We start from the raw sequence: 22,000 nt of genomic DNA, 5'->3' as shown, positions 1-22,000 counted from the left end.
AAGGAAATAATGTAACTGTTTTTCTTCTTATTTATTTAAAATGACAAGGGGGAAACTAATGAATAAGAATAAAGAAGATAATTATAAAACAGTTAGGATTAACCCAAAGGAATATCGTTTTCTAAAAGACTGGGCATATTTTGGTGAATCTACAATTATAGATAGAATTTCGTTTCTAATTAATAACTACAAAAAAGATCTTTTATTAGAAAAAGAGAACACAGTAAAATCAATATACTTTCTCAACAAAGAACATAAAGATAGATTTATAGCATATCTAATGATATTTCCTTTCCATTCGTATGAAAATAATTATTTACTAGCTTTTTACACTAATGCAGCAGTAAATATTTCCAATGAAGGAATTATAGAACCTATGAGTTGGACAGGGGAATGGAATGAGGGAAAAACAATGTTCACTCAAAGTCAAAAATTTTTAGAAATGGGAAAAGAAGAGCAACAATTTGTTGATTTTGCTAAGACTCTCTATGATCATCCAGATCCAGCTAACATCATCAAAAAGCTTGCTGATATTGAACCAGCCAATTTACCTTTAGCACAAGCAATGATTAGACTTAGTTTAAATGGGTTTGGAATGTAAAAGGAATAGGTTTATAGAAAAAGGGGTGCATAGGACGACGTAAGGAGTTGTCTTTGATTCTTTACAGCATCGAGATATCGTTGCTTTGTAAAACCAATAGAAAGGGACTGTTCTCGACCTGTGCCACTGACTTAGTGTAGGCCTGGTAAGGGGGAATGGGGGTGTTCTTCCTATTCATTCAAAGATTTTGAAGTCGATGGTTTGATATCTCTTTTCTTATCGGATCTGACTTTTCTTTTGGTTGTTTGAATTCCCTCTTGCGTGACCAAAATGTGACCAGAGCATGACCAGAATTTTTGTGGGGACACAATACACTTGTTGTACGTAAATAGAAAATGAATTTGAGATGTTGATGGTATGCCAAATAATAAAAAAGTAACAGTAGCGCGAGCTTTAGTGAATTTTACCCTTTTGGTTAGTAACCAAAAGGGTAATTTTTTATGGAGTAGTAGTATACGGATAGTATCGAATAACAAAATGGATGTTAAATGTTGAACGGGTGACACCAGATTGAGTATAGGAAGCAGTACAGAATTCATAAAGGCGCCTATGCTTAGTATTTTTATTAGACATAAGCTACAATTACGGGGTGTTTTTTATAACCAAGCCTTTTTTAGGAGCTCCACGCCAAGCTTGATTTCCTCACAAGAAAGATTACTAAAACCAAGTTTAATAATGGGTTTATCGGTATTGTTTTTAATAAAGTAGAGTGAGGTAGGATACACTTTAACACCATGTTGAGCAACCCGCTATAAAATCTACAATTTCAAATTTTAGTGGGAAAGTCATATTGATCAGTATTAAAAGAGCAATTCGATCAAAATATATCCATTATTGGTGAGCAGTCTGGATTGTATTTATTAATCAAAGTACATCTGAAACGTTCAGAAGAATGGCTAATAGAGCGAGCTTCCTTTCAAAAAGAGTGCTGCTTATCGGAAGACACTGAAAAAATCCATTTCAATAAAAAAGAAGCTGATTACCTACCATATGTAGATAGTCAGCTTCTTTTCGTTGCGATATGTTGATAGAAGCACCTGTTAACTGTTTAAAGCAAACACTTTTTCAGTGGCCTCGCTTATCGGCAGCGCTCTTTTTAATTATTTACAAAAGAAGAGCAGGATAACGGCTTGTCCGTCTAGACAAGCCTAAATACAAATCAGTTAGTACTGTTTGCTAAATAACTGGTAATATCAATTAATTAATCTCGCTAGAAAAAGATGAATCAAACACAAAAATATTGTTGACAACTATATTGTTTGAATATACAATCTTCTTAAGGAAAGTACTTTCCTTAGTTACCTGTCAAACTAGTTTCCCATCAGATTAACAAGCCTAATATTAGACATTTTATTTCGATTTTTATAAACACCTGTAGGAAACATCTTTCCGAAATAATAAAAAACGGCATGGAAGTAAACTGTTTTTTTGAAAGCGCTACAGAAACAGCTATCACGATGCTTTCTAGGGGGGATAAATCTTGTTCAATAAAAAGAATTTGATTCTTTACAAGAAGCATAACTGTTGATATTTAGATAAAATTAAAATCTCTTTCTTTTTGTATGCATATATAGATAGCATTCATATAATGAATGGTTTTCTCATCGAGAGCGAGTTTTTCTCTATAAGTAAAATATGTTAAAACGGAGCGTGAGCTATTGAGAGAAAAAAGAGGGGAAAGAGACGATGAAATTGACAATTTATGATGTAGCTGAAAAAGCAGGGGTATCTATTTCTACTGTTTCAAAAGTGCTTAATAATACAGGAAGCCTTGCAGCTAAAACAAGAAAAAAGGTTAAGGAGACGATGCAGGAATTAAATTATCAGCCCAGTGTTGCAGCATCCGTAAAAAAGCGTATTCAGATGATTGGACTTTTGATACCTAACATTGCAAATCCTTTTATGGCAGAAGTAGCACGCAGCATTGAAAACCATTTAAAGCGGCATGGTTACAGCCTCATGGTCTACAGCACGGACAATGACCTAAAAAACGAAGTGGAGTATATTTCAATTCTGAAACAAAAATATACGGATGGCATCATTGTGGCAACGGGTTTGAAAAAAGAAAAGGTAATTAAAGATTTGATCAAGACTGATCTGCCTATCGCATTACTTTCTAGGGATGTACCTTCTCTAGCAATAGACACTGTGCTTGTAGACGATTATTTAGGCGGGTATGAAGCAACAAACTACCTAATTAGCCTTGGTCATAAAAAAATTGCCATGATTACGGAAGACACGACTTTTTCTAATTTACGAGCGAGAGTGCAAGGCTATAAGAAAGCGCTCGAAGGAGCTGGACTGAACTATGACGAAAGTTTGGTGCTGACTAATAATACCTCTCTTGATGAAGGCAAAAAATCAACGTTAACCCTTTTGAAAAAGTCTAGTCCGCCAACGGCCGTTTTTGCTTCCACTGAATTCTTGGCGATTGGCGCCCTGCAGGGTGCGCACGAATTAAATGTAAAAGTGCCAGATGAGCTATCTATTGTGGGATTTGACGATACAGTGTTGTCTGCAATCTGTGAGCCGCCCCTAACAACAATTGCGCAGCCAATTGAGGAGATGGGGAAAAAAGTAGTTGAACTGTTAATTGAAGAAATTGCAAAAAAGAAAGAATCAAAACAGCGTGTTGTACTGTCTCCTAAATTGATTGTGCGAAATTCCACCGCAAAGAAAAGTAACATTTAATAGCTGTTTCCTACAGCTCTAATCAGGACACAGCTAGAACAGGGTGTCAATCGGGCTACCTGGTAGAAGAAAGAACTCATCTCGTTCGAAATCTGCTAACTTGCTTTTGAATGAAATGGCCTCAGTTTTTACAAATAATTTGATTAAGTGTTTTCCTTGATTTTTCGGGAATGAATTACTCCTGATTTAAATGTAAGCGAATACAATCAAGATGATTATGGAGGGAATGGTATGGCTACTCTGCTAGAGCTTAAAAACATTTGCAAAGGTTTTTCGGGAATTCCTGTGTTAAAAAATATTAATTTGGATGTGAAATCAGGGGAGGTTCATGTTCTTTTAGGCGAAAATGGTGCCGGGAAATCTACGATTATCAAAATCATGACCGGCGCCTACCAAAAGGATGAAGGCGACTTGCTTTGGGAAGGAAAAAAAGTAAACATTAAAAAACCATCTGACGCCATGGATATTGGCATTGCCACCATTTATCAGGAGTTAAACCTTGTTCCTGAACTGCCGGTTTATGAAAACATCTTTTTAGGAAGAGAGTTGAAAAGAAAAGGCAAGTTTTCCTTTTTGAATCGAAAAGAAATGATTAACCGGTCGAAGAACATCTTAAAAAGGTTAGGTCAGAATATCGATCCCGAATCGCTTGTTTCCAGTCTTGGTATTGGCCAGCAGCAACTGATCGAAATAGCGAAAGCGTTAACAATTGATACGAAATTAATCATCTTGGATGAACCGACTTCAAGCTTGAGCGCATCAGAAGCAGAACAGCTGCTGAACACGATTATGGAACTTAAAAGACAGGGAATCGCGATCGTGTATATTTCCCACCGGCTAGAAGAGCTTAAACAAATCGGGAACCGAATTACAATTCTGCGGGATGGATCAGCAGTGGCAACCCGCCAAGTAAGTGAAACGAGTATCGATACCATGATTGAATTAATGGTTGGCCGTGCATTAGAAGACAAGTTTCCAAAAGGCAATTTCCGACTAGGTAAACCGGGCTTCAGAGTTGAAAATTTAAGGCTGAAAGGGTCTGATAAGGCCATCAATTTCACAGCGAATCAAGGACAAATTTTAGGGATTTCTGGGCTTGTCGGTGCCGGCCGTACAGAGCTTCTTAGAGGGATCTTTGGTGCAGATCCAATCGACTCAGGTGCGGTACATATTTTTGGAGAAAAGATGAAAATTAAGTCTCCTAAAGACTCCATTAACGCTGGTATGGCGTTTATTACAGAAGACCGAAAAGGAGAAGGTCTTGTTCTAGATCAATCTCTCAAATTCAACATGTCCCTTGCCAGCTTGAAAAAATTCAAAAAAGGGCTATTTATTCAAAATCATGAAATCATTGACAAGTCCGATATGTATGTTCGTGAACTTCAAATTCGGCCAAACGATATTCAAAAGCACGCACGCAAACTAAGTGGAGGAAATCAGCAGAAAGTAGTAATCGCTAAATGGCTGTCGACAGAAGCAAAAGTTTTCTTTTTTGACGAGCCGACTCGTGGAATTGACGTTGGGGCAAAAACGGAAGTATACCGCTTGATTAATTCTTTAGTAGCAGATGGAGCCATTGTTATCATCGTTTCATCAGAACTTCCTGAAATCTTAGGGGTGTGCAATCGAATTCTCGTCATGTGTGATGGTGAAATTACGGCTGACCTTTTAAAAGAAGAAGCCAGCCAGGAGTTAATTATGAAAGCGGCTACAGGGAAACTGACGGAAGAAGACCTTTGTGAAGACCAAAAGCCTACAAAACTCGAAAAAATGGTTATAGGAGGGAAATAAAATGGCAGAAGTAGCAATAGAAAAAAAGAAATATGAATCAAAAAAGATTTCTAAGGGACTTTTAGGAAAATTCGGTTCGCTAATAGGGCTCATCTTGCTGGTCGTCATTCTATCCGCATTGAATAGCGAGTTTTTAACCACGTACAACATCATGAATATTGCCGGTCAGTCCTCCATTAATGCTTTATTAGCACTTGGATTACTTTTACCCATTTTAACAGCAGGCATTGACTTGTCCGTTGGCGCTATTCTAGCTCTTTCTATCATGCTAATGGGCGTTGTTGTAGTGAATATGGGGCTTCCTCCGGTTGTGGGAATACTGGTTTGTTTGTTTGTAGGTGCGCTCTGCGGGTATTTTAATGGACTGATGCTGACAAAGCTGCGTTTGCCACACCCATTTATTGCAACGCTTGGCACAATGAATATTGCACGCGGTATCGCGTTAATCGTTACAGGTGCCGCACCGATCGTCGGCTTTCCATATCTTATTCAATTTGTTGGGAACCAGTCAATCGGTGTTATTCCTTATAGCTTTATCTTGGTTATTGTCATGTGCGTTATTCTTCATTTGTTTTTAACACGCACGATGACAGGGCGTTATATTTACGCGATTGGCGGCAACAAGGAAGCGGCTCATTTATCAGGGATTAAAGTGGATCGCGTCTTAATTACTGTCTATGCCATCAGCGGTTTTATGGCAGGACTGGCAGGATTGGTTATGGTAGGGCGTGTGAACTCCGCTTTTCCACTTGCTGCTCTTGGTTTTGAGTTAGATGCGATTGCAGCCGTTATTATCGGTGGAGCCAGTTTCTTTGGCGGAGTAGGAACCGTTTGGGGAACATTAATTGGTGCTTTGATTATCGCCATCCTTCGTAATGGCCTCAATTTGATGAACGTTGCAGCAGATATGCAAATGGCGCTTATCGGGTTTGTTATTATTGCCGCTGTATATATAGATGTTCTTCGCCAGCGTGGCAATAAATGATGATTTAGGGGCTTGATTCACCAATCGATAAATATTTTGAATATTCTTATTTTTTAGGGTGGAATATTTGTTTTATAAAACTAACCAAAAAGAGAGGTTTTTTAAATGAAAAAGTTCCTTGTGGCTCCAATACTGTCGGCTTTAGTAATGTCTTCTTTAACAGGATGCGGGAAAGAAGCAGCTTCACCGGCAAGCGGCTCTTCAGATGGATCAGGAGAACAGCCGAAAGTAGCGGTCGTCCTTCAGTCTTTGACAAGTGAATATTGGAACTTTGTGCAAGCTGGTGCGGAGCAGGCGTTTGAAGATTACAATGTAGACGGAACAATTTTAGGCCCTTCTTCCGAATCGCAGGTTATGGAACAAGTAAACATGATGCAGGATGCACTGAATCGAAATCCAGGCGCACTGGTTGTTTCAGCAACCCAGCCGGACACGGCAGCGTCTACATTTGAGCAATACAAACAAAAGAATATTCCGGTTCTTTTAATCAATCAGGATGTAGATTGGGCAGACAAGGTAACATTTATTGGCACTGACAATGAAACAGCTGGAGAAAAAGGTGGAGAACTGTTAGCGTCTAAACTGAAAAAGGGAGATGAAGTCGCCCTAATTGGCGGAGCATTAGGAAACAAAGTACATGATGACCGTTTAGCTGGTGCAAAAAAAGCATTGGAAGCGGCAGGCATGAAAGTGATCGCTCAACAGCCGGCGGATAGTGATAAAGCAAAAGCCATGACGGTTGCAGAAAATATTTTACAAAGCCATAAAGGTGTTAAAGGAATGTTTGTCAGCAGTGATGACATGGCAATGGGTGCATTGAGAGGTGTACAAGCTTCAGGATCTAAGATTCCTGTTGTTGGTTTGGATGGAACCATAGAATCTGTTGAATCTGTTAAAGCTGGTGAGCTTGCAGGAACAGTGGCTCAAAACCCTTATGACATGGGCTATAATGGAGTAGAAAACGCAGTAAAAGCGATCAAGGGAGAAAATGTAGAAAAACGAATTGATACAGGTGCTGATGTAATTACAAAGGAAAATGCAGAGGAAAAGCTTAAGTTTTTAAAAGAAATTTCTAAATGAATTTTACATTTCTAACTTTTATCCGAAATCAAAGGTATTAAGCAAAAGATAGTATCTATTTAAGAAATAACTTTCCTTTGAAGAAAGAGGGTAATGATCTTTTGATAAGTATTGAGGGATACATTATTAGACCGGATTTCTCACTTTTTTTCACCCATTAAGGAAAGTTCTTTCCTTGGTAGGTTACTTAAATTATTAGAAAAGTCACCTTTAATCCCGGCTTCTAGAAAAAATATTTAATGAATAAAAGCTATTCAGGTTAAGAAGGAGATTCCACAAAACAAGATGATGAATTAATCAGTACACACTACTTCGATTTTATTTTCATTTAAATAATCTTGATACTTCTCCGGCGGAAGTTAATAAGACAATCGATATCACTTAACTGGCAATAGGTTGTCAATCCATATTTCCCATTTTTATCGTGATCAATCACTAAAAACACTTTCTAACTTCGACCTACGACAGTTTGTTTTAATTCTGTCTCCAACGGCGATGAATTTGTTATACCATTTGAAAGAGAAACACCCGTAGAAGCCATAAAAGCTTTGGTGATGTTATCCGTTTTAAGAGAGTCAATGTTCTGAGGCTGTTCAAGTGAATTTGTTTTTCGTTCCAGAATACCGCCTATTATAATAATTTAAATTTTCATATGGAATAGCTCGGGTGATAAATTCAAGATTATTAGTGACGATTGTAATATTTTTATCATTCAAGTAATCAAACATTTCCAATGTGATCGGTCCCATTTGATTATATTTTTTATGGACTTGCACTGTAGAGCTTGTCTTGTAAATTATAAAAAACTGAATTTTTAAGGAGGAAGTATAATGATAACTCAAGTGAAAAAATTGCAAAACTACATAAACGGTGAATGGGTCGAAGCGTTAGCCGGCCAAATCGAAACGGTTGTGAACCCGGCAACGGGTGAAGCGATTGCGGAAGTGCCGATTTCCACAAAAGAAGATGTAGAGCGCGCGGTGCAGGCAGCAAGTGAAGCGTTCCAGAAATGGTCACAGACAGCTGTGCCGAAACGCGCGCGCGTCTTGTTTAAATACCAGCAGCTTCTTGTGGACAACTGGGAAGAGTTGGCGAAGCTGATCACGATTGAAAACGGCAAAAGCTTGTCAGAAGCCATGGGCGAAGTACAGCGCGGGATTGAGTGCGTCGAATTTGCAGCAGGTGCACCGACACTTATGATGGGCAGCCAGCTTCCAGACATCGCGACAAACATTGAATCAGGCATGTACCGCTACCCGATTGGTGTTGTCGGCGGCATCACGCCATTTAACTTTCCGATGATGGTTCCTTGCTGGATGTACCCACTGGCAATTGCGTGCGGTAACACATTCGTGTTGAAGCCATCTGAGCGTACTCCGCTTTTAGCAGCAAGACTTGTAGACTTGTTTAAAGAAGCAGGCCTTCCAGACGGTGTCCTGAATATCGTCAACGGCGCACATGATGTTGTAAACGGGCTGCTTGAGCATCCAGAAGTAAAAGCGATTTCCTTTGTCGGCTCACAGCCGGTTGCAGAATATGTATACAAAACAGGCGCGTCGAATTTGAAACGTGTACAGGCGCTTGCAGGAGCGAAAAATCACTCGATCGTCCTGGCGGATGCGAACCTTGATCTGGCCGTGAAAGAAGTCACAGCTGCCGCCTTCGGTTCAGCTGGTGAGCGCTGCATGGCCGCAGCGGTTGTCGCAGTAGAAGACAGCATAGCTGATGAATTTATCGCGAAGCTGAAAGAAGCAGCGGACAACATTAAAATTGGTAACGGCTTAGATGACGGTGTATTCCTTGGCCCGATCATCCGCGAAAATGCAAAAGAGCGCACAGTGGGCTACATTGAAGCCGGTATCGAGCAGGGCGCGACCCTTGTGCGTGACGGACGTGAAGACGAAGCTGCAAAAGGGGATGGTTACTTCCTTGGTGCGACGATCTTCGATAACGTGACACAAGAGATGGCAATTTGGCAGGATGAAATTTTCGCACCAGTTTTATCGATCGTCCGGGTAAAAGACCTGGCAGAAGGTGTTGAAACAGCGAACGCTTCTACTCTTGCGAATGGTGCCTGCCTGTATACAGACAGCGCTGCAGCGGTACGCCAGTTCCGTGAAACGATCGATGCGGGCATGCTTGGCATTAACGTCGGTGTACCGGCACCAATGGCCTTCTTCCCGTTCTCAGGCTACAAAAATTCATTCTACGGTGATCTTCATGCGAACGGTAAAGATGGTGTTGAATTCTTTACACGCAAGAAAATGGTCACAGCACGTTACGTGAAGTAATCTTGAATCCGCTCCGCTGTCTGGATTGATCCGGACAGCGAGGCCATTCAAACAAAAATCAGGAGGTACATAGATGAGTCGCTTACTCCAGAAACCAGCAAAAAATAAACTGTCTGAAGGCGTCACGATCGTTCATGACGTTACACAAGAAAATTCTCCCCTTGAATATGTCGGATTTAAAGTCATTGATCTGGCTCCCGGCGCCACTTATACCGAATCACTTGCTAAGACTGAGTGCTGCATTGTTGCCCTGACTGGCAACATTCATGTAACAGAGGGAAACGAAGAGTTCCGAGACCTCGGTACGCGGCGTGAAAATGCGTTTGAGAAAGTACCGACAGACAGTGTATATGTGTCTAACGATAAAACATTCCACGTAGAAGGCGCAACAGCTGCCCGCGTAGCACTTTGCTACTCACCATCTGCCGAGCAGCTTCCCACATGCTTGATAAAAGCATCAGATGTAGGGGTTGAAAACCGCGGCATCTTAAGCAATAAACGAATGGTTCACAACATTTTGCCTGAGTCTGATTCGCGTGCCAACAGTCTGCTTATCGTAGAAGTGTACACAGAAAGCGGCAACTGGTCGAGCTACCCGCCTCATAAACATGATCAGGACAATTTGCCGGATGAGTCATTCCTAGAAGAATCGTACTACCATGAAATGAATCCGCCTCAAGGCTTTGTTTTTCAACGTGTGTACACAGACGACCGGTCCATTGACGAAACAATGACCGTTGAAAACGGCGATGTGGTTTTGGTGCCGGCGGGATACCATCCAGTCGGCGTACCAGATGGCTACGAGTCTTACTACTTGAATGTTATGGCTGGCCCGACACGCATTTGGAAGTTTCATAATGACCCGGATCACGAGTGGATTTTAAAGCGTTAACATAAAAGAAGGAGCTGTTAACCCGATGAACTATACATTTAATAATGAAAAAGAATTAGACTTAATTGCAATTGGTCGTGCGTGCATTGACTTGAATGCGAACGAATACAACATGCCAATGGAAGAAACAATGACGTTTACAAAGTATGTTGGCGGCTCGCCAGCAAACGTGGCAATCGGAAGCGCGAAATTAGGCTTGAAAGTTGGATTTATCGGCAAATTGGCGGATGACCAGCATGGACGCTTTATCGAGCAATATATGCGCGGAGTAGGCATAGATACGTCCGATATGGTTACAGACAAAGAAGGCCATAAGACAGGCCTTGCGTTCACTGAAATTTTAAGCCCGGACGAGTGCAGTATCCTGATGTACCGCGACGATGTAGCAGACTTGTATCTTGAGCCATCCGAAGTAAGGAAAGAGTCCATAAAGAAAGCAAAAATTCTGCTTGTATCGGGTACAGCACTCGCAAAAAGCCCGTCACGTGAAGCGGTTCTGAAATCAGTCAGCCTGGCGAAAAAACACGATGTGAAAATTGTCTTTGAACTCGACTACCGTCCGTACACATGGCAGTCACCGGAACAAACAGCGGTTTACTACTCACTTGTTGCCGAACAATCCGATATTGTGATTGGCACACGTGATGAATTTGATGTAATGGAAAATATCCAGGGCGGCGATAACGTTGAAACGATTCGTCACCTGTTTGAACATTCCGCTGATCTTGTGGTGATTAAGCATGGTGTTGAAGGCTCATACGCTTATGCAAAAACAGGCGAGGTCTTCCGTGCCCAGGCATATAAAACGAACGTATTGAAAACATTTGGCGCCGGTGATTCCTACGCATCCGCCTTCCTTTACGCTCTTGTAAGCGGGAAAGATATTGAAACCGCTTTAAAATACGGGAGTGCTTCCGCATCCATCGTAGTCAGCAAACACAGTTCGTCTGATGCGATGCCGGTCGTTTCTGAAATCAAGCAGCTGATTGCAGCCGGCGTGCATGTATAAAAAATGAGATATTAAGGAGTGAGCAACGGATGAAAACCATTCGATTAACAACCGCGCAAGCGTTAATAAAATTTTTAAATCAGCAATACATTCACGTTGACGGGGAAGAGTATCCATTTGTTGAAGGGATGTTTAACATATTCGGACACGGCAACGTGCTTGGAATTGGCCAGGCGCTTGAACAAGATGCAGGCCATCTAAAAGTGTACCAGGGAAAAAATGAGCAGGGAATGGCACATGCAGCGATCGCCTACAGCCGTGAAATGCTGCGCCGCAAGATTTATGCAGTGACCACATCAGCCGGACCTGGTTCAGCCAACTTGATTGCAGCAGCGGGAACTGCCTTTGCGAACAATATTCCGGTTCTGCTGCTTCCAGCAGATACATTTGCCACGCGCCAGCCGGACCCGGTGCTTCAGCAGCTGGAGCATGAGCACAGCACGGCCATTACCACAAACGAAGCGTTTATGGCGGTTTCCCGCTATTGGGACCGCGTCACACGCCCAGAGCAGCTCATGTCCGCTTTGATCCGTGCCTTTGAAGTGATGACAGATCCGGCCAAATCAGGTCCGGCAACGATCTGCATCGCACAGGATGTCGAAGGGGAAGCGTTTGATTATGACGAGCGTTTCTTTGACAAACGTGTTCATTATTTGGACCGCAAGCCGGCCGTAGAGCGCGAGCTTCAAGGTGCAGCGGAACGCATTAAAGAAAGCAAAAAGCCGGTTATCATCGTCGGCGGCGGCGCCCGCTACTCAGGTGCACGCGACATTTTAAAACAAATCTCTGAAAAACATAATATTCCGCTTGTGGAAACACAGGCTGGGAAATCAACCGTAGAAGTATCGTTTGAAAATAACCTGGGTGGTCTTGGCATTCTCGGTACAGCTGCAGCGAACAAAGTGGCCCGCGACACAGACCTGGTCATCGGAATCGGTACACGCTACACAGACTTTACAACATCATCGAAAACACAATTTGATTTCGAACAAACATCCTTTTTAAACATTAACGTCAGCCGCCTTCAGGCTTATAAATTAGACGGTTTCCAGGTCGTGGCAGACGCCAAAACAGCGCTTGAACAGCTGGCACCGCTTTTAGAAGGCTATGAAACAGAATTTGGCGAAACATTTAGAGGCTGGAAGAGTGAGTGGCTTCAGGAGCGTGACCGCTTGGCGAATGTGGCCTTCCAGCGTGAAAACTTCTCACCAGAGATTAAAAACCAATTCTCTCAAGAAGTGCTGAATGAATATGCAGACGTGCTTCAAACGGAATTTGCCCAGTCGGCAGCGCTTGTGACGATCAATGAAACAGTAGCGCCAGACAGTGTAGTAATCGGCTCGGCCGGATCCCTTCCAGGCGATCTGCAGCGCTTATGGCATTCCGATGTACCGAATACGTACCATTTGGAATACGGCTATTCGTGCATGGGTTATGAAGTAGCTGGCGCACTGGGTGCGAAACTTGCCCATCCGGACCGCGAAGTATATGCGGCTGTCGGCGACGGAAGCTTCCTGCTTCTTCACACAGAACTTGTGACTGCACTTCAATACGATAAAAAAATCAACATCCTGCTGTTTGATAACTCCGGCTATGGCTGTATTAACAACCTGCAGATGGAAAATGGAAGCGGTTCTTACTTCTGTGAATTCCGTACACATGACAACCAAATTATGAACATCGATTATGCGAAGGTGGCAGAAGCCTACGGAGCGAAGTCATACAAAGCGAATACGGTAGAAGAATTAAAAGCAGCGCTTGAGGATGCGAAAGGGCAGTCGGTTTCGACATTGATTGATATGAAGGTGCTTCCGAAAACGATGTCTAATGGGTATGATGGCTGGTGGAACGTCGGCGTAGCCGAAGTGTCTGAGTCAGAAAGCGTTCAAAAAGCATATGCCGCAAGAGCGAAAAAATTAGAAACAGTAAAGACGTATTAAGAGGAGGCCGCACACGATGCAGGACATTTTATGGGGAATTGCCCCGATCGGCTGGCGCAACGATGACATTCCAGAAATCGGCGCTGGGAATACTTTATCTCATTTGTTAAGCGATATCGTTGTAGCAGGATTTCAAGGGACAGAAGTGGGCGGCTTCTTCCCTGAAGCTGCCGTGTTAAAAAAGGAACTGGCGCTGCGCAACTTAAAAATTGCCGGACAGTGGTTTTCTAGCTTTATCATTCGCGATGGCATCGAAAAAACATCCGAAGATTTTCATGCTCACTGCGCGTATTTAAAAGAAGTGGATGCGGCAGTCGCGGTTGTATCTGAACAGACATACAGCATTCAAGGCCTCGATAGAAACGTTTTTAAAGAAAAACCTTATTTTACTGACGACGAGTGGAAAATGCTTTGTGGAGGATTAAATGAGCTTGGCAAAATTGCGGATGAATATGGCTTGAAGCTTGTTTTCCATCATCACATGGGTACTGGCGTACAAACGCTTGAAGAAATTGACCGCCTGCTGGCTGAAACCGATCCAAATCACGTCCATCTTTTGTATGATACAGGCCACATTTTCGTTTCAGACGGCGACTATATGGCCCTGATTAAAAAACATATGAACCGCATTAAGCACGTTCACTTTAAAGATGTCAGACAGGCTGTGATGGACGAATGCAAACAAGAAGGAAAGTCATTTAGAGAATCGTTTTTAGCGGGCATATTTACGGTACCGGGTGATGGAAGCATTGATTTTAGACAGCCGTTTGACGTGCTTGAGGAATATGGCTACACAGGCTGGATCGTTATCGAGGCAGAACAGGATCCAGCTGTTGCTCACCCTCTGGAATACGCACTTATCGCCAGAAAGTATCTAGATAGTACATTAATTAAATTGGTGCAGAACTAAAAGTAATATAGGTTGCGAAGAGAATCTTTAGCTATTAACGAGGCGAAAGGAGAGATTCATTACATGGCTTTGGTTGCAATGAAAGAGATGCTAAAAAAAGCAAAAGAGGACAGATATGCAGTAGGACAGTTTAATATCAATGGTCTTGAATTTGCTCAGGCCTTTTTGCTCGCTGCAGAAGAGGAACAAGCACCGATCATTTTAGCTGCGTCGGACCGGCTTGTTGATTATCTCGGAGGCTTCCACACGATATCCTCAATGGTCAATGCGTTAGTCGAAGAACTAAATATTACTGTTCCGGTTGCGCTTCATTTGGATCATGGCATGAGTATTGAACGCTGCAAGCAGGCGATTGATGCCGGATTTACGTCAGTGATGATCGATGGATCACATGGTTCGATTGAGGCAAACATTGCGATGACAAAAGAAGTAGTGGCCTACGCCAAAGTCAAAGGCGTTTCGGTCGAAGCCGAGGTCGGTACAGTAGGCGGCCAGGAAGACGGGTTGGTCGGCGGCATTCAGTATGCGGATATCAATGAATGCATCCGCATTGTCGAAGAAACAGGCATCGATGCATTAGCTGCCGCTCTTGGCTCCGTTCACGGACCGTACCAGGGTGAGCCGCAGCTTGGTTTTGAAGAAATGAAGGAAATCGCGGATAAAACAGAAATTCCGTTAGTGCTTCATGGCGGAACAGGTATTCCATTGCATCAGCTTCAGTGTGCAATTGAACTGGGTCACGCTAAAATTAATGTGAACACGGAAAATACTCAAGCTTGGACAACCTCCATTCGTCGTACACTCAATGAAAATCCGGATGTGTATGAGCCGCGTTTGATCTTGCTGCCGGCGATTGAAGCGGTGAAAGAAGCGGCCAAAACGAAAATGAAAGAATTTGGGACAAGTGGACGAAGTATTACAATAAAAATAGGATAACGGAAGGTGAAACATGCCATTACTGCGGTTTGATGTTATAGAAGGAAGAACAGAAGAAGAAGTAAAGAATCTACTTGATGCCGCACATCGTGCTATGCTTAAAGCGTTTGAAGTGCCCGAAGGTGACCGCTATCAGATTGTGCATCAGCATCCTGCGCATGAAATGACTATGGAAGATACAGGACTGGGGTTTGAACGTTCTAAAGATGTGGTGTTGATTAGCATTACCAGTAAACAGCGGACAGAAGAACAAAAACAAAACTTGTACAAATACATGGTCGAAGAGTTACAGAAAAGTTGTGGTATTGATCCAAAAGACGTAATGGTTTCCGTTATGATCAATGGAGATGCTGACTGGAGTTTTGGATTTGGAAAAGCACAGTTTTTAACAGGAGATCTTTAAGATTGATTTCAGAGTTAGTGGAATGTATTTAACGACACTGAAATTTTATTAATTTATTTAATATTTAAATAGGCGATCTCCGAACGGCATGATCTATCAGATCTTTCCGTCAGGATACCCGCTTTAATTCTAATGCAGGACAAAGCCCGAGAATAAGTAGGGTAAATGACGGCTTTGCTTTTTTTTGAGCTGGGAAAGGTAACAATAAGGACAAACATGCAAGAGACAGCCTTCAGCTTTTCGGAAAGTTGCCTCTTGCTGCGTTAACGCATCCATCTGCAAATCTAAATTTTGTAATCCTGTTGACACACGTGCATATCCAATTAACACCAAAATCACTCTTTTCAATTTTTCCTTTGAATTCATTGTAACATAAGGTATATTTCAATAGGTTAATGGACGTAGAATACTGAACAGGGTTTTATGACGTTTATGGTAATAAAAAACGTCCTTTTCAAACCGAACAGCAACGTGTTCAGAAAAGGACGAGTTTTGTAACAAATAATAGCATCTATGATTATCAAAAGGTTGTTTTTTGATAAAGTTGTTTTTAGCAGCATAAATGTCTTTTTTATAATTATTTATGAATTGAAATAACTGATAGCCAATAAGTGCTCTATTAACTTTGTTCAGCAATCGGTCCATAATCTGGAATAACTTTTTATTAACAAATTGCTATTATGATATGTAGATAAAGTTAAGAAATTTTGTACTTAAAAGTTGTAGGTTAGTTAGAATAAAGAGAAAAAAGACTGAAAAAACTACCCAATGTCACCTGGGTAGTTTCTCTATCTTACATTTCTATTGATATCATTTTAAACTAAATTAAAAGGTTTATTCTAATTTCTGTTCCGTTCCTGTGCGTGAAGATGTTTCAAGTGTATCAAGAAGCTTGTGATGAGCCAGAGCATGAGCGAAATCAGGCGTAAAGTGTGTGCCTTCACGAATATCCTTCGCAAATTGCGCATACAGTCTTCCCGTATTGCTCGCTAAACCAGCTGGTACATTTTGAGCCAGTTCATAATAAGAAGAGGGAATGACCATCTCACTGACCGTTTTATCTTCCTCACGTCCACCTTCGAGTTTTAAATCAGCTAACTGAAGGTGTCCAGTTGGAGCTGTTAAAATCAAGTCTCCTTTACTTCCATTAATTTCCCAACGCATATTCTCTCCACGAGAGCTACCTCCTCGGTAAAATACAGAGATAGCTTCGTTACTGTACCCATAATAGAAGCATGTTTCGGTGAAGTAAAAGGAATCATTTTATTTTCTTCCATCAACAGAACTTCTGATTGATTTGCTACAAGGTTAGCTGAAACACTTGTAAAATCACCAAGCATGTAAGATAGAGCATCTAAAGCATGAAGAACTGGAACCGATAGAACCGTTACGCCGTTAGTTGCGTCATACATATACGCATTGTTACGGTCTGTTACGTTTCCCCAACCAAAGCCTGATCCCACGAGCGTAGATCCTTGCACATCGCCAATATAACCATCCGCAATTAAATTACGGATATAACGAATAGCAGGGTGGAAACGGGCTTGTAAGCCTACAGCAGTATGAACACCAGCTTTTTCAGCACGTTTAGCAAGATCTTCTGCTTCTGCTAGACCATTACCAAGTGGCCATTCTGAAAACACCATTTTACCTGCATCTAGCGCAGCAGAGATTAGTTCATGATGATAAGGGACCTTTACTGTTACGACGACTAAATCCACATCTGGGTGATTAACCAAATCCTGATGATTATCAAAAGCTGGTACTCCAAATTCTTTTTCAGCTGCTTCTGCAGATTCACGGCGACTCGTACTTACTGCTCTCAGTTCATAATCTTCAGATAGGGCCTTAATGGCTGGGATATGTGCGTTTACTGCCCAACCAGGATTTAACGGGCTTGCTCCAATAATTCCTACACCAATTTTCTTTATACTTACTTGTTTTTCAGTTGCCATGTTAACACTCCTTTTAAATTATTTATAACCTTGTTTTTAATAAATTATATAAGTCTTTCATAAACTAACATTTAGTTAGCTTGCTAATTAAATGACTAAAAAAGAGAAGTTAAAAAAGGTTCTCCTCCATTTGTTTCATAAGTCCTCTTAATAACAAACGCTCCTCAGGTACAATACCTGCTAACAACTTGTCTTGTTGTTTTCTCCATCTTTCATAGACCGGTCCCTCTAGATCTCGACCTTCAGGAGTTAAATAAACTCTGCTAATTCTGCCATCTTTCTCATCACGTTGACGATAAACTAGTCCTTTTTGTTCAAGAGCTTTCACCATATTTGTTACAGTAGGTGGTTCACATTTTAAGTGTTCACATAATTGAACTTGCGTAAGTCCATCATTTGTCCATAGTTTGCATAACAAATTGTCCTGCCCAACATGAAGGTTTACATCTTGTAACAATTTGTTGTAGTTTCGGCGCATTTGAGCTGATATTTTATCAAGAAGTTCTCGAATTTCATCTTCAATCATATAGATCATTCCTTGTTGTAAATTAATTAGCAGCCTAACTATATCACTTTCTTATTTTTTTAGTCAAATATTAAATAATAAAGAATGTAATCATGGTATGTGCAAACTAATTACTTTTTTTCTTTCACAAATAAAATAGAGTTCCAAAGATACTATAGTAGTTACACGATCTTTTTTAGGTTTTTATTCTTTTTCTCCAAATTTTTTTCCGAATTCTTCCATTAAATCGATAATAGGAATCAATGCCTTCCCTTTTGATGTTAATGAATATTCAACACGTGGAGGAACCTCTGGATAAACTTCACGCTTAATTATACCATCTGCTTCTAGCTCTCGAAGTTGCTTTGTAAGCGAACCTTGAGAGATATTGTCCAAAAAGGATTTAATTTCACTGTAGCGACGTTTCTTATTCTTTAAAAACCAAAGGATTAAATATTTCCAACGTCCAGAGAGTATGTTTTGTGTATAAGCAATACCATACATTTCTCTTTCTTCTCGTATAAAATCTCTTTCAAATCCATCTTTACAAATTCTCGCCATCCTTACACCTCTCTTATCTACCCATAAGTACAAAAAAGTGTACTACGGCAATTTAAAATGCCCTCTTCCAAAAGATGAGCAATGATTTTATTCTAGTGTATGTAACAAAAATACACATTACGATTTAATCATATCCAAAACAGTATATGTTTATCACAAATCAATATCTAGGGAAATATTGAAAAGCAAGAGGAGGTCATACTAATGCCAACTAAATCTTTTCAAGAAGTTGTACGCTCTCGACAATCTGTTCGTCAATTTCTCTCTACACCTCTTAAAGAAGAAGTTATTCGTGAGATTCTCGAAGATGCTCAGTATACACCATCGAATTGCAATACGCAGCCTTGGAATGTCCATATTGTTTCAGGTGATAAGAAGGATGAATTGAGTAAAGCTTTGATACGTGCGAATGAGGAAGGGAATCATACACCAGATTTTACATTTGATATGAACGCTTTTTACAGTCAATATGGTGAACGCAAAAATGGGCATGGAAAAGCTGTTTATGAATCACAAGGAATAGCACGGGGAGATTACAAAGGTCGCAAGCAGTCAGCAGCACAAAATTATAATTTTTTCAATGCACCCCATGCTGCTTTCTTATTCATGCCTTCATTCGGAGATAATGTGCGTGTTGCATCTGATATTGGCATGTATGGTCAGTCATTTCTACTAGCGCTCGAGGCACGTGGGATAGGTAGTATTCCCCAGACAGCATTAGGCTTTTTCGCTGACACTGTACGAGACGTTCTTGGTGTATCTGATGACCTCAAGTTATTATTTGGGATATCTTTTGGTTATCCAGATAAACAGGCAGCAGTAAATAGTTTTCGTATGGGGCGCGATCCAATTGAGAACAGCGTGACCTTTCACTGTTAAACAGTATCTGTTAATTTGTTATAGAATGAACAGGTTTCTTGTTCAATCTTAACAAACGAGGTTCAAAAAATATAGATAGTCAAGCGTTTATTCAACGTATCTTGGCTATCTATATGTCCCAATGTAGAGAATGAAATATCATACTTTTAAAGGGCTTGTACTAGATCCCTTATCATATAAATTGGATATGGAAAAAAAGCCGAAAAATGTTCTTTATATATTTTTTTAACTAAATGATTAGCCGGCTAATTATTTATTGAATTGAAAGGAGTTTTATAAAATGTCAAATAATCATTCTTATAATCAGTTAAAGTTATCCATCTTAGATTTCGTCCATGTTTATCAGGGCAGTAACCCTACTGAAAGTCTAAAGAATTCAACAAAGATGGTGCAATTAGCCGATAAGTTAGGGTATACCCGATACTGGTTTACTGAGCACCACAACACTACTAGTCAAATCAGTACATCTCCTGATTTGTTAAGTGTACATGCAGCTTCACACACGAAAAATATACGTGTAGGTTCTGGGGGAATTATGTTACCTAACCATAGTCCCTTTAAAGTCGTAGAAAACTTTACCTTACTTGAAGCTTTACATCCTGGACGGATAGATCTTGGAATAGGAAGAGCGTCAGGAACAGACGGATGGACTGCATGGGCCTTACAGCGTTCACGGGAAGCTCTTGCCGCCAATGATTTCCCAGAACAGTTAGATCACTTACTTTCATTTTTTTCGCGAGACTTTCCAAGGACTCATCCTTTTAGCAACATTACACCTCCAGGTGATCAATCGTTAGTGCCTGATATGTATATGTTGGGATCTAGTGAAGGCGGTTTACAGTTTGCCGTAGAAAAAGGGCTTGGTTTTGTATTTGCAGCCCATTTAGCACCTCAGTTAGCAATTCCAATCCTTCGGTCATATCGTAAAGACTTTACGCCATCTTTGTATATGAAGGAGCCAAAAAGTATATTAGCTATTGGTGTTATTGCAGCAGAAACAGAGGAAGAGGCAAAATATTTGGCAGGTCCAGCAGAGTTAACGTGGGCAAGAATGAGAACTGGTTCATCTAATTTATCATTTCCAACGTTGGAAGAAGCCCAGGCCCATATCTATACACCAGAGGAAGAGGCAGCTCGAAATGCTAATAAAGATCGGTTTGTGATTGGGAGCGTCAATGACGTAGCTCACCAATTAAGGCAGATGGCAAAAGCAGCCCTAGTTGATGAAATCATGATAGCTGATTTTTATCCTAGTCAAGAAAGCCGACTAAAAGGATACCAACTACTGGCAGAAGAATTTGATCTTACCTCTATAAATAGGTAAAGAGAATAAAAAAAGTGGCACCCTACGTCCAATCGTGGAAAACGTATCATTCATTTTACAGTAAATAGAAAGAAGAGGGTATAAATGACAAATAAAAAACAGCTTAAAATTGGATCTATTATTGATGGAGTCGGTTGGAATTATATGGGTTGGCGTCATCCGGATATGCCCGCCAATGCTAGTGAAAATGTAGATTATTATGTACAAAAAGCTCAAAGAGCTGAAGAAGGTAAGTTTGATATGGTCTTATTGGCTGATGTCAGCCATATTGGACCTGGTATGATTCCACATTACTTGAGTATGTTTGAAGGCGTAAGTATTCTGTCTGCGCTTAGCATGGCTACCACTCATATTGGCCTTACCGCAACCATTGCTACCTCTTATGCAGATCCATTCACTGTGGCTCGACAGATGGCTTCTCTTGATAAAATTAGTAACGGTCGAGCAGGATGGAATGCGATTACTTCTAATCCAGGAGGGTTAGCAAATTATAGCCGAACACATCTTTCTAAATCGGACTTATATCCAATGAAAAAAGAATTTTTGGAGATTGTGGAAGGGCTATGGGATTCATATGAAGATGATACTTTTATACGGGATAAAGAAAGTGGAATATTTTTCAACCCAAGAAAAATGCATCCCCTAAATTATAGAGGTAAGTTTTTTTCGGTGGATGGTCCATTAAATATTAGTCGTTCTAGACAAGGAAGACCTGTCATTTTCCAAGCTGGTACTTCATCAGAATTTATGGATATTGCATCGAAACATGCTGAAGGAGTATTGGTGAATGGCGACAACCTTGAATATGCGAAGAACTTCAGTAAGGAGATAAAAAGAAGGGTAGTCGTAGAAGGGCGTTCACCAGAAGATTTTTTAATCATGCCTACGCAGAATCCAATTGTCGGCAGGACAGAAAAAGAAGCTGAGGAAAAGTTCCAAGAGTTACAAAGATTAATGCCTGTATATAGAATACAAAGACCATTATTTTTCGGTTCAGCCGAGAAAGTAGCCAATCAAATTCAGGAATGGCACGAGGCAGGTGCGATGGATCTTTTGCTGATAAGACAGGAGCATCCTTCAGGATTTGATGACTTTATTGATTTAGTCGTTCCTATTTTACAAGAAAAGGGGATTTTTCGTAAGGAATATGAATCAAACACTTTACGTGGTAATTTGGGTTTATCTTATCCAGAAAACAGATATGAAAAATCAACCAGAAAAGAACTGGAAAATTAGTATATACACGT

General features: G+C 40.8%; 20 protein-coding genes and 3 pseudogenes. 16 read left to right on the top strand and 7 right to left on the bottom strand.

The window, feature by feature from the left end:
- The first annotated feature begins 58 nt into the window (after positions 1-58).
- On the top strand, positions 59-601 hold the full coding sequence (locus tag QFZ72_RS00355; protein WP_307428119.1) for a hypothetical protein: 543 nt from the start codon (positions 59-61) through the stop codon (positions 599-601).
- Positions 602-1,197: 596 nt separating this feature from the next.
- Here QFZ72_RS00355 and QFZ72_RS00350 read toward each other — a convergent pair.
- Positions 1,198-1,338, bottom strand: a pseudogene (locus tag QFZ72_RS00350) (MocR-like pyridoxine biosynthesis transcription factor PdxR); the annotation flags it as partial.
- Between the two features lie 57 nt (positions 1,339-1,395).
- Between QFZ72_RS00350 and QFZ72_RS29365 the strand changes: the two are divergent.
- The 5 genes and pseudogenes from QFZ72_RS29365 to QFZ72_RS00330 all read left to right on the top strand — a co-directional run.
- Positions 1,396-1,518: pseudogene (locus QFZ72_RS29365) on the top strand (aminotransferase class I/II-fold pyridoxal phosphate-dependent enzyme); the annotation flags it as partial.
- A 769-nt stretch (positions 1,519-2,287) separates the two neighbouring features.
- The gene (locus tag QFZ72_RS00345) at positions 2,288-3,292 is read left to right on the top strand and encodes a LacI family DNA-binding transcriptional regulator (protein ID WP_307428116.1); all 1,005 of its coding nucleotides are present in this window, start codon (positions 2,288-2,290) and stop codon (positions 3,290-3,292) included.
- Positions 3,293-3,523: 231 nt separating this feature from the next.
- A complete protein-coding gene (locus tag QFZ72_RS00340) occupies positions 3,524-5,083 on the top strand; it encodes a sugar ABC transporter ATP-binding protein (RefSeq protein ID WP_307428113.1) in 1,560 nt (519 codons plus the stop codon).
- A 1-nt stretch (position 5,084) separates the two neighbouring features.
- Complete coding sequence (locus QFZ72_RS00335; RefSeq protein WP_307428110.1) at positions 5,085-6,068, top strand: ABC transporter permease; 984 nt, start codon at positions 5,085-5,087, stop codon at positions 6,066-6,068.
- Positions 6,069-6,173: 105 nt separating this feature from the next.
- Positions 6,174-7,148, top strand: coding sequence for a sugar ABC transporter substrate-binding protein (locus QFZ72_RS00330; RefSeq protein ID WP_307428108.1), 975 nt, complete (start codon positions 6,174-6,176; stop codon positions 7,146-7,148).
- A gap of 448 nt (positions 7,149-7,596) precedes the next feature.
- Here the strand turns inward: QFZ72_RS00330 and QFZ72_RS00325 are convergent, their stop codons facing one another.
- Positions 7,597-7,779, bottom strand: coding sequence for a sugar phosphate isomerase family (locus QFZ72_RS00325; protein ID WP_373464651.1), 183 nt, complete (start codon positions 7,777-7,779; stop codon positions 7,597-7,599).
- 199 nt (positions 7,780-7,978) lie between these two features.
- On the opposite strand from QFZ72_RS00325, the gene QFZ72_RS00320 reads away from it, so the two are divergent.
- The 7 genes from QFZ72_RS00320 (at position 7,979) to QFZ72_RS00290 (ending at position 15,529) form a co-directional block, all read left to right on the top strand.
- Positions 7,979-9,439, top strand: a complete 1,461-nt coding sequence (locus QFZ72_RS00320) for a CoA-acylating methylmalonate-semialdehyde dehydrogenase (RefSeq protein WP_307428105.1) — start codon at positions 7,979-7,981, stop codon at positions 9,437-9,439.
- 73 nt (positions 9,440-9,512) lie between these two features.
- Entirely contained in the window at positions 9,513-10,331 is an 819-nt protein-coding gene (gene iolB / locus QFZ72_RS00315) for a 5-deoxy-glucuronate isomerase (RefSeq protein WP_307428102.1), read from the top strand.
- A gap of 25 nt (positions 10,332-10,356) precedes the next feature.
- A complete protein-coding gene (gene iolC / locus QFZ72_RS00310; RefSeq protein ID WP_307428099.1) occupies positions 10,357-11,340 on the top strand; it encodes a 5-dehydro-2-deoxygluconokinase in 984 nt (327 codons plus the stop codon).
- A 29-nt stretch (positions 11,341-11,369) separates the two neighbouring features.
- On the top strand, positions 11,370-13,280 hold the full coding sequence (gene iolD, locus QFZ72_RS00305; protein WP_307428097.1) for a 3D-(3,5/4)-trihydroxycyclohexane-1,2-dione acylhydrolase (decyclizing): 1,911 nt from the start codon (positions 11,370-11,372) through the stop codon (positions 13,278-13,280).
- 16 nt (positions 13,281-13,296) lie between these two features.
- Complete coding sequence (gene iolE / locus QFZ72_RS00300; RefSeq protein WP_307428094.1) at positions 13,297-14,190, top strand: myo-inosose-2 dehydratase; 894 nt, start codon at positions 13,297-13,299, stop codon at positions 14,188-14,190.
- 63 nt (positions 14,191-14,253) lie between these two features.
- A complete protein-coding gene (fba, locus tag QFZ72_RS00295) occupies positions 14,254-15,126 on the top strand; it encodes a class II fructose-1,6-bisphosphate aldolase (RefSeq protein WP_307428091.1) in 873 nt (290 codons plus the stop codon).
- Positions 15,127-15,139: 13 nt separating this feature from the next.
- The gene (locus QFZ72_RS00290) at positions 15,140-15,529 is read left to right on the top strand and encodes a tautomerase family protein (RefSeq protein WP_307428088.1); all 390 of its coding nucleotides are present in this window, start codon (positions 15,140-15,142) and stop codon (positions 15,527-15,529) included.
- 258 nt (positions 15,530-15,787) lie between these two features.
- Here QFZ72_RS00290 and QFZ72_RS00285 read toward each other — a convergent pair.
- The 5 genes and pseudogenes from QFZ72_RS00285 to QFZ72_RS00265 all read right to left on the bottom strand — a co-directional run.
- Positions 15,788-15,859 (bottom strand): annotated as a pseudogene (locus QFZ72_RS00285) (recombinase family protein); the annotation flags it as partial.
- A 504-nt stretch (positions 15,860-16,363) separates the two neighbouring features.
- On the bottom strand, positions 16,364-16,693 hold the full coding sequence (locus QFZ72_RS00280) for a hypothetical protein (protein ID WP_307428086.1): 330 nt from the start codon (positions 16,691-16,693) through the stop codon (positions 16,364-16,366).
- Positions 16,657-17,484, bottom strand: a complete 828-nt coding sequence (locus QFZ72_RS00275; RefSeq protein ID WP_307428083.1) for a Gfo/Idh/MocA family protein — start codon at positions 17,482-17,484, stop codon at positions 16,657-16,659. Before QFZ72_RS00275 ends, QFZ72_RS00280 begins: the two co-directional genes overlap by 37 nt.
- Positions 17,485-17,593: 109 nt before the next feature.
- Positions 17,594-18,010 (bottom strand): MarR family winged helix-turn-helix transcriptional regulator, encoded by a 417-nt coding sequence (locus tag QFZ72_RS00270; RefSeq protein WP_307428079.1) that lies wholly within the window; start codon positions 18,008-18,010, stop codon positions 17,594-17,596.
- 183 nt (positions 18,011-18,193) lie between these two features.
- A complete protein-coding gene (locus QFZ72_RS00265; RefSeq protein WP_307428076.1) occupies positions 18,194-18,550 on the bottom strand; it encodes a winged helix-turn-helix transcriptional regulator in 357 nt (118 codons plus the stop codon).
- Between the two features lie 204 nt (positions 18,551-18,754).
- Between QFZ72_RS00265 and QFZ72_RS00260 the strand changes: the two genes are divergently transcribed.
- From QFZ72_RS00260 to QFZ72_RS00250, 3 genes are all read left to right on the top strand, one after another.
- A complete protein-coding gene (locus QFZ72_RS00260) occupies positions 18,755-19,429 on the top strand; it encodes a nitroreductase (RefSeq protein ID WP_307428074.1) in 675 nt (224 codons plus the stop codon).
- Between the two features lie 280 nt (positions 19,430-19,709).
- Positions 19,710-20,753, top strand: coding sequence for an LLM class flavin-dependent oxidoreductase (locus QFZ72_RS00255; RefSeq protein ID WP_307428072.1), 1,044 nt, complete (start codon positions 19,710-19,712; stop codon positions 20,751-20,753).
- 84 nt (positions 20,754-20,837) lie between these two features.
- Positions 20,838-21,989, top strand: a complete 1,152-nt coding sequence (locus QFZ72_RS00250; protein WP_307428069.1) for an NtaA/DmoA family FMN-dependent monooxygenase — start codon at positions 20,838-20,840, stop codon at positions 21,987-21,989.
- The last annotated feature ends 11 nt before the right edge of the window (positions 21,990-22,000 follow it).

Source organism: Bacillus sp. V2I10 (genome assembly GCF_030817055.1).
GTDB lineage: Bacteria > Bacillota > Bacilli > Bacillales > Bacillaceae > Bacillus_P.
Note: the sequence above shows the minus strand (reverse complement) of the source record. Positions and strands in the feature narration are given on the sequence as shown.

Bases quoted from the DNA above. Each gene is read 5' to 3' on its own strand.
- fba (WP_307428091.1), top strand. From the start codon at position 14,254: ATGGCTTTGGTTGCAATGAAAGAGATGCTAAAAAAAGCAAAAGAGGAC.
- QFZ72_RS00355 (WP_307428119.1), top strand. From the start codon at position 59: ATGAATAAGAATAAAGAAGATAATTATAAAACAGTTAGGATTAACCCA.
- QFZ72_RS00290 (WP_307428088.1), top strand. From the start codon at position 15,140: ATGCCATTACTGCGGTTTGATGTTATAGAAGGAAGAACAGAAGAAGAA.
- QFZ72_RS00250 (WP_307428069.1), top strand. From the start codon at position 20,838: ATGACAAATAAAAAACAGCTTAAAATTGGATCTATTATTGATGGAGTC.
- QFZ72_RS00345 (WP_307428116.1), top strand. From the start codon at position 2,288: ATGAAATTGACAATTTATGATGTAGCTGAAAAAGCAGGGGTATCTATT.
- QFZ72_RS00335 (WP_307428110.1), top strand. From the start codon at position 5,085: ATGGCAGAAGTAGCAATAGAAAAAAAGAAATATGAATCAAAAAAGATT.
- QFZ72_RS00275 (WP_307428083.1), bottom strand. From the start codon at position 17,484: ATGGCAACTGAAAAACAAGTAAGTATAAAGAAAATTGGTGTAGGAATT.
- QFZ72_RS00280 (WP_307428086.1), bottom strand. From the start codon at position 16,693: ATGCGTTGGGAAATTAATGGAAGTAAAGGAGACTTGATTTTAACAGCT.
- QFZ72_RS00330 (WP_307428108.1), top strand. From the start codon at position 6,174: ATGAAAAAGTTCCTTGTGGCTCCAATACTGTCGGCTTTAGTAATGTCT.
- QFZ72_RS00260 (WP_307428074.1), top strand. From the start codon at position 18,755: ATGCCAACTAAATCTTTTCAAGAAGTTGTACGCTCTCGACAATCTGTT.
- iolE (WP_307428094.1), top strand. From the start codon at position 13,297: ATGCAGGACATTTTATGGGGAATTGCCCCGATCGGCTGGCGCAACGAT.
- iolC (WP_307428099.1), top strand. From the start codon at position 10,357: ATGAACTATACATTTAATAATGAAAAAGAATTAGACTTAATTGCAATT.
- QFZ72_RS00265 (WP_307428076.1), bottom strand. From the start codon at position 18,550: ATGGCGAGAATTTGTAAAGATGGATTTGAAAGAGATTTTATACGAGAA.
- QFZ72_RS00320 (WP_307428105.1), top strand. From the start codon at position 7,979: ATGATAACTCAAGTGAAAAAATTGCAAAACTACATAAACGGTGAATGG.
- iolB (WP_307428102.1), top strand. From the start codon at position 9,513: ATGAGTCGCTTACTCCAGAAACCAGCAAAAAATAAACTGTCTGAAGGC.
- QFZ72_RS00270 (WP_307428079.1), bottom strand. From the start codon at position 18,010: ATGATTGAAGATGAAATTCGAGAACTTCTTGATAAAATATCAGCTCAA.
- iolD (WP_307428097.1), top strand. From the start codon at position 11,370: ATGAAAACCATTCGATTAACAACCGCGCAAGCGTTAATAAAATTTTTA.
- QFZ72_RS00255 (WP_307428072.1), top strand. From the start codon at position 19,710: ATGTCAAATAATCATTCTTATAATCAGTTAAAGTTATCCATCTTAGAT.
- QFZ72_RS00340 (WP_307428113.1), top strand. From the start codon at position 3,524: ATGGCTACTCTGCTAGAGCTTAAAAACATTTGCAAAGGTTTTTCGGGA.